Origin of the sequence: Bacteroides sp. BFG-637, assembly GCF_024793605.1 — a bacterium.
Classification (GTDB): Bacteria; Bacteroidota; Bacteroidia; order Bacteroidales; family Bacteroidaceae; genus Bacteroides; species Bacteroides vicugnae.
Genome location: NZ_JANUPD010000002.1, coordinates 5,920,245 through 5,933,020, shown reverse-complemented (window position 1 = coordinate 5,933,020; position 12,776 = coordinate 5,920,245). Strand labels below are relative to the sequence as shown.

The window sequence follows — 12,776 nt, the reverse complement described above, 5'->3', positions numbered from 1 at the left end:
CAGGTATGAGTATATAAAAATAGTAACGCTATCCTGATGTGATGGCGTTACTATTTTGGTTATATAGTGACGCTATCCGGAGTGCATACCGTCACTATATGATGATGTATTTTCAAGCAATGCTAAGTTTGACCAGATAATCGTAATGCTTTCCTTCTTTTATCAATTCTGCCTTAAAACCACATTCGGAAGCATATAAGCTAAGAGTCTGGAAATCTACATATAACCAGTCGAATGTGTCTCCTTCTACATCTTTATACTGCATTTGGAAGTCAATCTCTCCGTAATAATCTCCGGCAAGGTCGATGACTATGCTACCGTCTTCCTCTTCAAAAAGATAACGCAAATCACTGGAATCCATAAGTATGCATCCACCAGGGCGGAGAATACGTTTCATCCGTTGGAAAAAAACGGGCATATTATTCAGCCGTCCGATAATTCCGGAACCATTCATGAGCATTAGGATCGTATCGAATGTTTCGGAAAATGTTTCATCAAAAAGGTTGATGAGGCGGGGATCGTTCACTCCGCGTTGTTTCATTACTTCGACAGATAAGGGAGAAATGTCAATGGCGCATACGTTTTTTTCCATTTCCTGAAGTGCCAGCGCATGGCAACCACTTCCGGCACCTACATCCAAAATCCGTCCGGTAGCCATTTGCAGGGCGGTACGCTCTAGTATAGGCATAGACTGTATATTACGAAACAGTTCTTTGACGGGAATTTCATCTTCTTCGAATTGAGAAGAAAATACCCGCAAACGATCAGCTCTGTGATGGTTGAAATAGTCAGAAATAGCGGCTCCCATCGGGTCCTTTTCTGCAGAAAGAATTGTTGTTGCCATTGGTGGTTACGATTGTTAACTTTGCAAAGATAAATAAATCCGCAGAAAAGGGTTATCTTTGCCATCGGAAATATTGAATACTAATAAATGATTATATGAGTATAGAAGAAGCAATCATGGGTGGCATCGTTTTTAAAGGTAAGAAAGATAAGCCCAAAGAAGAGGAAAAGGTGAAAACGAAAGCGAAAAAAGCGACGTATATTCGTGGTCAGCATGGTTCGGGTGCAGCGAAGATGAAAGCAGATATCCGGAAGAAAAGAGCTAGTCGACATAAAAAATAAAAATATGTTTATAAATATAATAGTTTGTATAGTTGCTGTTATACTTCTATTGCGAGGTGCTTTTCTTGTTCTGCAAATGGGAATCTTGTGGATAATTCATTGCAAGATAATAAAAGCGTATAGCAAGAAAACATATGGGAAGGTAGTGGATATAGAGATACTAAAGTCTGATGGTGTGAATATTACTGATGTATGTATACCAAAAATAAAATATAAATTGGAGGGAGAAAAAGAGGTATGTTGCCAATTTCTTCCTTCTGCTCCAAAGAGTGAAAGGGAAAGTCATGTTTATCTTTATCCAAAACAGTATCATGTAGGTGATAAGGTTGTCATATTGTATGATAAAAATAAGAAAGATGATATGTTTGTGTTGCCAAGCATGCAAATAATGAGGCTGTTTATTAGCCATTTTGTTCTTGGTAGTTTTTTTATAATGTCGGCAATTTTAGGGCTATCCTTTGTTTTTTAGAAACAGCGTTCTCTATATAAAAAGGTGGGGCAGGATAATTATCCTGCCCCACCTTTTTATATAAAATCACTTCTGTGGAAGTATTTCAATCCAGTAATCATCCGGGTCGTTAATAAAATAAAGCCCCATGGCAGTATTCTCAAAACATACACAATTCATTTCTTTGTGATAGGCCCTGATTGCATCGTAATCACCGGCTACACGAAAACAGAGGTGACTTTCGTTTTCCCCCAGTTCGTATGGAGCAGTATGATCTTTGAGCCATGTCAATTCCAATAGGAAACCTGTTTCATTATCTGTCAGGTAAACCAGTGTGAATGAACCGTCGGATGCTTCTTTCCGATGATGTTCTTTTAAGCCGAGTGCTTTCTCATAAAAAGCGATACTCCGCTTCAGATTTGTAACGTTGATATTAAAATGGTCAAATTTACTTTTTATTTCCATTGTTGCAATTTTCCTTATTTTTTCATTAAGAGTTTCACAATTTCTCCAACATAGGTACGGGGTTGTCCGGCTTGCGGAGTTGTCTGTGAAGGCATCTTCTTACATTCGATAACAGCTGAAGGAGTTGTTTGGTTCGGAGCATACAATTTTAGTGTATAGCTGTCTGCCTTTTCTATTGCGTCATAAGGTTGATCGGGTGAAAGTGTGCAATATGCAACAGCTTTTCCTGATTGATAACCCAATGCACCACCTGCATTTGCAGTCATATTGGTCATGTTGAACTCATCTTTTCCGATGCTGATCACTAATTTGCCACTTCCCATTAAAGCATATACTTCGCCCGGAATTTGTTTCAAATCAATTTCTGTATAACCGGATGCGTCGGATGCAACTTTGGTAGCCGGAGTGGCAGGAGTCAAAGTAGCCGCAGGAATGGTGGTTTGAGCAGATTCGGTAGTGGTAACTTTACCTCCCTGACCGATAATGATCGGACCGGCAGCGGCCACAACAGATGTTTTTTGTTGCTCTTCTTCTTTTTTCTTTTTCTCTGTCTTCGGACGAGTATCAGGTGCTCCGAAAGCTACTGCTACATCCATAAACATATCATCTGCGAAATCTACAGTTTTTCTACGCCATTTAGCTAAGCCGCGCACTAATTTGGTCTTTGCTTTATTGAGCGCATATTTATCAGTGATCCATTCTTCTGCTTTGTATTTTTCTGTTTCACGGTAAGTGAAACGGATTTTCTCAAGCTCTACCAAGCAGTTGCCGGGTTTACAGGTAACGGTAATCTGATAGTTGACCAGTGTACGGTCTAATGAAAGGGCGCTTGAACTGAAAACAATCCATTCTTCTCCAACACCGGCAATTGTCCCCTTTGCTTCGTCAGAGAAAACAATGCGGCTATCAATATTTTTATTTTCTTTCAGACGTTCGTCCATCCACTTTGTCATTGTGTCGTAGATTTGTGCCTGACTCATTCCGGGAATCTGGAATTCTTTGGAAAATACTACTTTACCATCTACTTCAGGAACAGCTCCTACAAGGTACCTGGTGTCGTCTTTCTTCTCTTTTGCAGAATCTGCCTTCATCGCCATCGGCAATGCAAGGAACAGGGTAAGAAACAGAATCGTAAATTTATTCATAATTATCATGTGTTTATTTGGTAATCTCAAAACTTTCGCCCCGATGGGTGATGCTGATAAAACGGCATCCGGCATTTTCAGCAAAACTACGAAGCGCATTTCCCCCCTCATAATCTTCACTGAAGTGCATGGGCACAAATATAGTAGTTTTTATTTGTTCGATGAACTGTTTTGCCCCTTTCATGTAATCTTTTCCCATTCTCCGATCCACCGGGAATAGTACTAAATCGATGTTTGGCGCTTTTTCTTTTAAATATTTAACTTCTGCAAGGAAATCACCATTGGCTTTTCGGATCTCTTCTTCAGTAGATTCCTCACTCCAATGCCAGTTGTTCAAGTCGCCGGCATGGAAAATACTCCAATCTTGCAGGTGAAGCAGGAACGAACTGCCGACATCCGTTGAGCCGAAAGCATCGATACGAATTGTCTCGTCTTCGTATGTTTCTCCTTTTTTAATATAGAAAGCATCTTCGGCTTTGGCACGATGGGATTTCAAGATATCTTTGGAGAAAATATATTGAATGTCGGGGCGTTGTTCTTTCCAGGTCAATATCTCACGGTTAAAGTGGTCGGGATGGAAATGGGTGGCCAATACATATAGCTTACCCGGCCTTTTCAGGAGATAATCATGTACGATTCCCCGGTTATGTTCCGTTTCGGAAGAATCTTTGTAGTAATCGATGATAACGGTTACACCTTCCATTTCGATGGCGAAACCGCTGTGATAAATATAATCCAGTGTCATAAGCTGACTATTTTATAGTTGCAATATTACGTATTCTAGTTGGAGTTGCCAAGAAAAATCGACGAAATCAAGGAGCAAGACGACTGATTTTCCATTCCCTGTCCGGTTGCAGGGTATATAGAAAACGGTCGTGCAGGCGGTTGGGACGTCCTTGCCAGAATTCAATCCTTGTGGGGGTAACGGCGTATCCGCCCCAATTATCAGGTCTTTCCACTTCTTTACCGATCCACCGGGCTGCCTCCCTGACAAAAGACCGTATTAATTGCATTCTGCTTATTATAGGTTGACTTTGGGGAGAAATTCGTGCACCGACCCGGCTTTTATAAGGACGTTTCCGGAAATATTCATCCGATTCTTCCGGAGGAACTTTCGTCGCTATTCCCTCTATATGTATTTGTCTTTCGAGGGCGTGCCACACAAAAGAGAGGGAGATATACGGATTTTGTGCCAATTGCCTGCCTTTACGGCTTTCGTAATTGGTATAAAAGACAAATTTTCCATCATGGAGCCCTTTTAATAATACGGTACGGGTAGACGGTCTCCCTTCGGGAGATACGGTTCCTACAATGACTGCAGTCGGTTCGTCCACCTCTGCCTCAATTGCTTCTTGTAGCCAACGATTGAAAAGCGAAAGCGGGTCGCCGGGAAGTTCACTTTCCCGCAACCCGCCTTTCGTATATTCCTGTCGGATATCTGCTATGTTTAATTTCGCCATAAGATTATCTGGCTGTTTTTAGTTCTTAATTTCTAATGATGGAATCACATAGGTACTTCTATTAATAGGATATGTGAATCTTTCAGTGTCTCCAGTTCGAAACTGTTGGTATCGTAAACACCCATACCATCGCGGCGTTTCAACACTTCGCCGTCTACTACAATTTCTCCCTCAATGAGGAAAATATAGACGCCTGCATGACTTTGATGCATATGATAACCTAGTTTCTTTCCGGCTTCAACTTTACCGATTGAGAACCAGGTGTCTTGTAAAAGGGAAGCAGGTGTACTGCCGTCGGGAGATACGATGACTGCCAGTTCATTCGGACGTTCCAGCTCTGCAATGCTGAAATCCTGGTAAACGGGACGGGTGTTCCGTTCTCTCGGCATAATCCAGATCTGCAGGAATTCTACCGGTTCTACAGGGCTTGCATTCACTTCACTGTGGAAGATTCCCGTTCCGGCACTCATTGTCTGAATTTCTCCAACAGTAATGATGCGGCTGTTCTTCTTGCTGTCTCCATGTTGCAGATGTCCTTTCAGAGGGATGGAGATGATTTCCATATTCTTATGCGGGTGAGTCTGAAAACCTTCTCCGGGTGCAACCTTATCATCATTCAATACGCGAAGGGCACCGAAGTTGATACGATTGGAGTCGAAGTATTCGTCAAAACTAAAAGTATGGTAACTATCCAACCAGTCATACTGGGAATGTCCTCTTGTATCTGCTTTATGTATTACTTTTTTCATAAAATCTGTCCTTTCTCTTATTTGTTTATATGTTTTGTAAACAAAGAAAGGAGCTTAAAAGTTTTATTTCTTCACTTCATTTAGCAAAGGCTTATGTTTGATAAAATCTTTTATGTTTTGCAGGGTAGTCGCAGCAATATTCTCCATCGCTTCATGTGTGAAAAAAGCTTGATGAGAAGTGACGATTACATTGTTGAATGAAAGCAAACGGGCAAGTACATCATCGTCGATAATACGGTCGGATTGATCTTCGTAGAAGTATTCACTTTCTTCCTCATATACGTCCAGTCCTGCAGAACCTATTTTTTTGTTCTTCAATCCTTCGATCAGTGCGTTGGTATGAATCAGCTGTCCACGGCCGGTATTGATAATCATTACTCCGTCTTTCATTTTGCTGATAGAGTAGTCATTAATCAGGTATTTGGTCGCTTCGGTGAGCGGGCAATGTAAGGAGATGATATCCGAATTGTGATATAGTTCGTCCAATGAAGTATAAACTATTTGTTCTTCACGGGCGAAGTTATGGTCCGGATAGAGGTCGTAAGCCAATACGTTCATTCCAAACCCTTTTAAGATGTGAATCAGTATTTTCGCTATTTTTCCTGTGCCGATGATGCCTGCTGTTTTTCCATGCATGTCGAATCCCATCAGGCCGTGCAGGGAGAAATTGCCGTCCTTGGTACGCCAGGAAGCACGGGGAATTTTCCGGTTTAGCGATAACATAAGAGCTACGGTGTACTCTGCAACGGCATAAGGAGAGTAGGCAGGAACCCGTACTACGGTAATTCCGGCAGCGGCGGCAGCATCTAAATCTACATTATTAAATCCGGCACAGCGTAGTGCCAATAGTTTTACTCCGTTGGCTGCCATCACACGGATTACTTCTGCGTCGGCAACGTCGTTCACAAAGATACAGACAGCATCCACTCCTTGTGTCAGTAGTACGTTGTTTTTATTCAGATGCCCTTTGTAGTAGCGTATCTCAAACCCGAACTCTTTGTTTTTGTCATTGAAAGAGGACTCATCATAAGGCTTTGTGCCGAAAAATGCAATTGTATAGGCCATAATATTATTCTATAAATTATATAATATTTAAACGTTGGAACAGGTGAATTTGTTTAATCAATCCATCATTCGAAAAACAGATTGTTTCATTAGAAACAGTTTAATTTTTCAATTAAAATGGTGGGTAAATGAAAATAAATGCACAAATATATGCTCCCTGTGCAATATTGTTATATCTTTGCGCCGAAATAATTTTAAAAAAGATTTAGATGAGAAAAATTTCGTTGATTGGTCTTGCAATGTTGATCGTTTCAATTCCAACTTTTGCCGGAGATTATCTAACCAATACGAATCAGAATGCTGCTTTCTTACGTATGTTAGCCCGCGGCGCTTCCATCGATGTTGATGGAGTTTATAGTAATCCTGCCGGACTGGCATTTCTTCCCAAAGATGGTCTTCAAGTAGCACTTACAATTCAAAGTGCATATCAAACCCGTGATATTGCTGCAACAAGTCCTTTATGGACCTTGGATGGACAAACTACCGTGCGTAAGTATGAAGGAAAGGCTTCTGCTCCCGTTATTCCTTCCATACATGCTGTATATAAGAAAGGTGACTGGGCGTTTTCCGGTAGCTTTGCCATTGTAGGTGGTGGCGGAAAAGCTTCATTTGATAAAGGCTTACCTATGTTTGATGCGGCTGCTATTAGTCTGGTAAATACAATAGGTCAGGGGATGTTGACTCCTAATCAATATACTATCAATTCAGCTATGGAAGGTCGTCAGTATATTTATGGTTTTCAATTAGGAGCAAGCTATAAAATTAATGAGCACTTCGCTGTTTTTGCTGGTGCACGTATGAATTATTTTACGGGTGGCTATAAAGGTTTCCTTGATATCAATTTGAAAGAGGGTGTAGCAGAACAGTTGGGTGCTGAGATCGTAAAACAACTTATGCTTGGCGGTATGTCTTTAGATGAGGCAAAACAGGCAGCATTGCAAAAATCGCAGCAGCTGAATGATGCGAAACTTAAACTGGACTGTGATCAGACAGGTTGGGGATTGACACCGATTATTGGTATTGATGCTAAGTTCGGTAAGTTGAATCTGGCTGCAAAGTATGAGTTCAAAGCCAATATGAATATTGAGAATGATACACATGAAATAATTGCTCCAGCTGCTGCCGCAGATTTTATGGCACCTTATCAGAATGGTGTGAACACTCCGAGTGATCTTCCTGCTATGCTTTCTTTAGCTGCAAGTTATGAGATCTTGCCATCATTGAGGGCTTCGGTAGAATATCACTTCTTTGATGATAAGAATGCCGGTATGGCGGATGGTAAGCAGAAAACACTGAGACATGGTACACACGAGTACTTGGCGGGTGTCGAATGGGATATCAATAAACTGTTCACAGTCAGTGGAGGTTATCAGAAAACAGACTACGGATTGAGCGATGCTTTCCAATCAGATACAAGTTTTTCTTGTGATTCTTATTCAGTTGGTTTCGGAGGCCGTATTAATTTCACGCAGGCATTGAGCCTTGATGTTGCTTATTTCTGGACTACGTATAGTGATTACACTAAAGAAAATGTACGTGGATTAGGTGCATCTATTGATAAAGACGTTTATAGCCGTACCAATAAAGTATTTGGTGTGAGTGTGAACTATAAGTTCTAGATTTCTAATCCTTTATATGTATAGAAAAGCCGTCTCGACACCATGTTCGAGACGGCTTTTTTGTTTTACTGTTCTATGTTAGTTTAGAAAGAATACTGTACCAGCATATTCAACCGGTTGGCGTGGCGGGTTGAAGAACTGAAATCAGTACGCCATCCTCTTAAATATTCTACGCCCACTTGCAGGTTATTGCTTACATTCCAGAAAGCATTAGCCACTAAATACTGTCCTTTGCGATAGGATTCCGGATTTTCACTTGGATATCCGTTTTCAGAATAAAGTCTGGATAAACTATATGTGCCGGATATAAAGATGCTCGGACAAAGGTTATATTGCAACCCTGCATACCATCCCAGCATCGGGAGAACCTGCATTTTTCCCTCATTATCAGGATCGGGAACGATATCTACGTTCAGATTACTTAAATCGTTCAGGTAAGATCCGATACCTTTTCCATAATTAAACTGTCCGAATGCCTGTAATTTCTTGGTAATATTGAATGTTGTAGATGCTTGCAACCCGAATCCGGTGGCGGAATAGGCTTTCTCATGTACGTTACTTGAGTAAGTCATACTACGGACTATAGCACCTAATTTAACGTGACTGCTACTATTCCAGTTATACTGTACGGAAGTGGCGAAGTCCGGCATCCGTTGGGTGTTGATAGACAAGTCATTGTTGGTTGTACCGTCTACTGAAGGCATTTCCATTGAAACACCGAATTTCCAGTTTTTCAACTTATCGTACATATAACTCAATTGCGTGGTGCGGTAAAATGCCGACCCGTTAGGACCTGCAAAGTCGATGGTAGGAGGCAGTGCGGAGAGGTCCATGAACGAACCGTAGCTGTATCCGATCGTGAAACCGAGGAATTGCGCATAAGCGTTCTGCAATTCAAAGGTTTTTCCGTCACCCCGGAAGTTTCCGGCTGTGTAGACAACGAAGTCTCCCAGATGTTTCGTACGTCCTACCAGTTTGAGGAATAGGGTAGAAGTGGTGATGTCCATCTGGAATTGATTCTTGGCAAAATTGCCGCTTCCGCGTTGTGGAATCAATGCCGGATAGAAATCGACATCATTTACGATACCGTTAAAGTCATACTCTGCCGTTGCACGGACATATCCTCCGATGCCCAGGGCAAATTTCCCTTTCTGGTCGGTGAGCAGGAAGCGGGGAGCATTCGGGTCGTGGAAACGCATCTGCGAACGGTCGTTCATGATTCGGATGATTTCATCTCCTGCTTTGTTCTTCGAAACAAACATGATGGAATTGGGTTCTTCATCTTCGATGATTACTTTCTTTTGTGCATGAGCACAGAGGGGAAAAATTCCTATCCCCAGTAGCATGGCTACCATTTTAAAGCTTGTTCTCATTATCAGTTAAGTTTTAGGTGAATGCCCAATGAACAACTAAAAAAAGAAATGGTTGAGAGGGGCAAAGGAAAAATAGCCAAACTAATCGGAAGAATTGCTATTTATAATGATTCTAAAAAAGCGGATCTTTGTATCGTACTAATTAGATAAAAGAAATACGATGATGGAAAAAGTGGATTTTACTAAAGGAATATTGGCGATACAACCGGATTTGCATCGCTTCGCATATAAATTGACGGCAGATCGTGACTCTGCCAATGATTTGGTTCAGGACTGTGTGTTGCAGGCACTGGATAATCGTGAAAAGTTTACATATAGTAAGAATCTGAAAGGATGGATGTATACGCTTATGCGTAATATTTTTGTCAATAACTATCGTCGTACAGTTCGCGAAATGAATCTGATTGATGACAGTTATTCTATCAATCAGCAACATTTGATCGAGGATGAAGATGCCGACAGGTTTGAGTTTACGTATGATATGAAACAACTGTATCGGGTGATACATTCCATACCGGAAGAAATGAAAGTTCCTTTTCAGATGTTTGTTGCCGGATTTAAGTATCGAGAAATTGCCGAAAAATTAGGATTGCCGATGGGAACGGTAAAGAGCCGTTTGTTTTTCATCCGTAAGCGGTTGAAAGAGGAACTGAAAGATTTTTCCTCCTGATGCAGGTGCCTGATTGAGTGATGTGTTTTAAGGTCAAAGTGATGAGCCTTCCTGTCAGAATACGACGACTGATGGGAAGGCTTGTTTATTTTCTGCTGAATGCCGTCCATCAACGTTTTAATACTATCTTCAACATAGGGATAAATCCACGGCAGTAGCATAGATATCGCCTTAGTTGTTCGGAAACTCCGAACAACTGGAGCTTGTTGAAGTTTTCTTTTTTCAGAGATAAAACAATTTTATATTTTCGCTCTCCGAAATAGTTAAAAAAACAGTCTTCCCACCGTAGTAACCGATAAGAAGACTTGATGTTCCATGATATATTTTTTGATTAAACATCCACTTAGAACAACAGAGCGACTAAAAGGATTTCGATGTTAGGGAAATTTCATGATTGTTTTCATTCATCCAAATATTTATAGAGATAGCACCCTTCTTCATCATCAAGGATATTCAACTGTTTCAGTCGGTTGATTAACTTATTTAGTGAGGTCGGACCAATGTTCGGTAGTTTATTTATTCTATTCCATCCGTATTTATAGGTGATTTTTAATAAATCCCGAAGTGTCTGTACACCGTTTTCGCCTAGCACCCGACTTGACCTTGGGTCAAACTCAAAGTCACGAATAGGAGTATTGAGCAGGTGGATGGCATTTTTCTTTTCCCGGGCTGCCGGACTTTCCTTTTCTAAACTATTCTTGCTGAATAGATTTCTGCCGAAGTTCATTTCGTATAGTCGCAGTGCCGCTTTGAGATACGTCATTTCGTCTTTGTATGTCTTTAGAAATCCGATTCGGGATTGAATATCCCGAATAAGTATCTGAAACTCTCTTCGAATATAAAAGAAATCTTGGCAGGATTCTTCTGCATATTTTTTGAAATTACCTTCCAGTGTGACAAACAGGAACATGCGTCTTCTGTTTTCATTTTGAATCATTCCGGCAAGTTCTTTTATTATCAGACGCATCATTGGGGTTAGTGGCGCTAATGATTGGAGAATAAATAGATTTTCTTCGTTTTCTCTTATGAGTTTTTCTTTGCGTCGTTCAAACTCTTCATTTGTAAGGGCAAGCTGTGTGTTTCGTTCGATACATTCCAGCAAACTGTTTTCATCCAGCATCAGGTAATGGTCAATTTCTGTGAAAGTAATTTCCTGTCTTTTGCACCACGTATTGATACGTCTGATAGATACTTGATACTTCTCTGCGGCTTCTTCAATGCCAATCCATTGTTTTGTTGTCATACCTCAATTTGTTTTTTTAGTGTATGCGCCGCCGCCGGATTATAATAAAATAAGAGGCACGGACGATACATATATTCCTTACTAGAGGCAGTCGCGCGAGCCCACAGAAATCGAATATAGTATGCCCGCACCTGTACTTATATGTCTTAATTTGGATATAAGTTCAGTGCGGACATCTAATTTTGATTTCTGTTTCGAAAACGCGACTTTTCTAATAAGATAAATTAAATGTCCTAAAACATGAAGATTGGCTGTCAATAATGGTCCAATCCTCGCTGCAAATATAAATATTTTTTCGAGAAGAAAGGATATGAAAAGGTCGTTTTTTGTCAATCTCATAGAAAATAAGTAATCGCTAAAAAATAAGTTGGGACACTTTTATATACTGTTGCAGATGAACAAGCCGGACAACTGCACCAAAAATTACTTTAAATGGTACGATAAGGAATATATTTTAGGCACGGATTACGCGGATTAACACGGTTTTTAATAGTCTATCCAATCTCTTAAAACCGTGAAATCCGTGTAATCCGTGCCTGTTTTTTTATGACTTGACTTATTTCAAAACGATTATAGTATGAGTAGAAAAAGATAGGTGTTTAAAATGTTGTTCTTTTCTTTTTGCCCTCTCGCTTTTTTCTTATACCTTTGCCCCCGAAAGATAAAAATAAAGTATGATGCCGTGAATAGCGGTCGTGTATTCTAGAACACCACGTAAAAAACAGGAATAATGAAAGAGAAAGTATCTGTACCCTTTATGCTGCTGGGCATTCTGTTTAATGTCTGTCTCATTGCAGCCAATCTTCTTGAAACAAAAGTAATCCAGGTGGGTAGTCTGACCGTGACAGCCGGATTATTAGTTTTTCCTATTTCTTATATTATTAATGATTGTATCGCCGAAGTTTGGGGATTCAAGAAAGCGCGGCTCATCATTTGGAGCGGTTTTGCCATGAACTTCTTCGTGGTTGCTCTTGGGTTGATAGCTGTTGCCATTCCGGCTGCTCCTTTCTGGGAGGGTGAAGAACATTTTGATTTTGTATTCGGCATGGCGCCTCGTATCGTGGCTGCCAGTCTGATGGCTTTTCTGGTAGGCTCATTTCTCAATGCGTATGTGATGAGTAAGATGAAAGTAGCCAGTCAGGGGCGTAACTTTTCGGCCCGTGCCATCTGGTCTACTGTAGTAGGTGAGACTGCCGATTCACTGATTTTCTTCCCGGTAGCTTTTGGCGGAATCATTGCTTGGAAAGAACTGCTTATCATGATGGGGATTCAGATTGTGCTGAAATCCATGTATGAAGTTATGATCCTTCCGGTGACAATCCGTGTAGTGAAAGCCATTAAGAAGGTAGACGGTAGTGATGTGTATGATACCGATATCTCCTATAATGTGTTGAAAATCAAAGATATTTAAGAT

Annotated in this window: 14 protein-coding genes; 5 read left to right on the top strand and 9 right to left on the bottom strand. The window is 40.7% G+C overall.

Annotated elements, in window-relative coordinates:
• Nucleotides 1-112 precede the first annotated feature (112 nt).
• Nucleotides 113-844, bottom strand: coding sequence for a bifunctional 2-polyprenyl-6-hydroxyphenol methylase/3-demethylubiquinol 3-O-methyltransferase UbiG (locus tag NXX38_RS23470; protein ID WP_195649488.1), 732 nt, complete (start codon nucleotides 842-844; stop codon nucleotides 113-115).
• A 95-nt stretch (nucleotides 845-939) separates the two neighbouring features.
• On the opposite strand from NXX38_RS23470, the gene NXX38_RS23465 reads away from it, so the two are divergent.
• Together NXX38_RS23465 and NXX38_RS23460 are read left to right on the top strand one after the other, a co-directional pair.
• The gene (locus NXX38_RS23465; protein ID WP_004300779.1) at nucleotides 940-1,125 is read left to right on the top strand and encodes a hypothetical protein; all 186 of its coding nucleotides are present in this window, start codon (nucleotides 940-942) and stop codon (nucleotides 1,123-1,125) included.
• A gap of 4 nt (nucleotides 1,126-1,129) precedes the next feature.
• Nucleotides 1,130-1,594 carry a DUF3592 domain-containing protein gene (locus NXX38_RS23460; protein WP_258981349.1) on the top strand — a complete coding sequence of 155 codons (465 nt, stop codon included), beginning with the start codon at nucleotides 1,130-1,132 and terminating at the stop codon, nucleotides 1,592-1,594.
• A gap of 66 nt (nucleotides 1,595-1,660) precedes the next feature.
• Here NXX38_RS23460 and NXX38_RS23455 read toward each other — a convergent pair whose 3' ends face one another.
• From NXX38_RS23455 to NXX38_RS23430, 6 genes are all read right to left on the bottom strand, one after another.
• A complete protein-coding gene (locus NXX38_RS23455) occupies nucleotides 1,661-2,038 on the bottom strand; it encodes a VOC family protein (protein ID WP_217721152.1) in 378 nt (125 codons plus the stop codon).
• A 14-nt stretch (nucleotides 2,039-2,052) separates the two neighbouring features.
• Nucleotides 2,053-3,183, bottom strand: coding sequence for a DUF4468 domain-containing protein (locus tag NXX38_RS23450; RefSeq protein WP_148364801.1), 1,131 nt, complete (start codon nucleotides 3,181-3,183; stop codon nucleotides 2,053-2,055).
• Nucleotides 3,184-3,196: 13 nt separating this feature from the next.
• Nucleotides 3,197-3,928 (bottom strand): MBL fold metallo-hydrolase, encoded by a 732-nt coding sequence (locus NXX38_RS23445; RefSeq protein WP_217721151.1) that lies wholly within the window; start codon nucleotides 3,926-3,928, stop codon nucleotides 3,197-3,199.
• A 67-nt stretch (nucleotides 3,929-3,995) separates the two neighbouring features.
• Nucleotides 3,996-4,643: a pyridoxamine 5'-phosphate oxidase gene (pdxH, locus tag NXX38_RS23440; RefSeq protein ID WP_195649409.1), complete on the bottom strand. Its 648-nt coding sequence runs from the start codon at nucleotides 4,641-4,643 to the stop codon at nucleotides 3,996-3,998.
• 44 nt (nucleotides 4,644-4,687) lie between these two features.
• Nucleotides 4,688-5,392: a pirin family protein gene (locus NXX38_RS23435; RefSeq protein ID WP_148364804.1), complete on the bottom strand. Its 705-nt coding sequence runs from the start codon at nucleotides 5,390-5,392 to the stop codon at nucleotides 4,688-4,690.
• 63 nt (nucleotides 5,393-5,455) lie between these two features.
• Nucleotides 5,456-6,457 (bottom strand): 2-hydroxyacid dehydrogenase, encoded by a 1,002-nt coding sequence (locus tag NXX38_RS23430; RefSeq protein WP_195649410.1) that lies wholly within the window; start codon nucleotides 6,455-6,457, stop codon nucleotides 5,456-5,458.
• 209 nt (nucleotides 6,458-6,666) lie between these two features.
• On the opposite strand from NXX38_RS23430, the gene NXX38_RS23425 reads away from it, so the two are divergent.
• Entirely contained in the window at nucleotides 6,667-8,076 is a 1,410-nt protein-coding gene (locus NXX38_RS23425) for an OmpP1/FadL family transporter (RefSeq protein WP_258981344.1), read from the top strand.
• Between the two features lie 83 nt (nucleotides 8,077-8,159).
• Here the strand turns inward: NXX38_RS23425 and NXX38_RS23420 are convergent, their stop codons facing one another.
• A complete protein-coding gene (locus tag NXX38_RS23420; protein ID WP_234132801.1) occupies nucleotides 8,160-9,449 on the bottom strand; it encodes a DcaP family trimeric outer membrane transporter in 1,290 nt (429 codons plus the stop codon).
• Between the two features lie 163 nt (nucleotides 9,450-9,612).
• Between NXX38_RS23420 and NXX38_RS23415 the strand changes: the two genes are divergently transcribed.
• A complete protein-coding gene (locus tag NXX38_RS23415; protein ID WP_074559099.1) occupies nucleotides 9,613-10,119 on the top strand; it encodes an RNA polymerase sigma factor in 507 nt (168 codons plus the stop codon).
• A 400-nt stretch (nucleotides 10,120-10,519) separates the two neighbouring features.
• On the opposite strand, the gene NXX38_RS23410 is transcribed toward NXX38_RS23415, so the two are convergent.
• On the bottom strand, nucleotides 10,520-11,362 hold the full coding sequence (locus NXX38_RS23410) for a DNA-directed RNA polymerase subunit alpha C-terminal domain-containing protein (protein ID WP_217721148.1): 843 nt from the start codon (nucleotides 11,360-11,362) through the stop codon (nucleotides 10,520-10,522).
• A 730-nt stretch (nucleotides 11,363-12,092) separates the two neighbouring features.
• Here NXX38_RS23410 and NXX38_RS23405 point away from each other — a divergent pair.
• Nucleotides 12,093-12,773, top strand: a complete 681-nt coding sequence (locus tag NXX38_RS23405) for a queuosine precursor transporter (RefSeq protein ID WP_148364806.1) — start codon at nucleotides 12,093-12,095, stop codon at nucleotides 12,771-12,773.
• Nucleotides 12,774-12,776 lie beyond the last annotated feature (3 nt).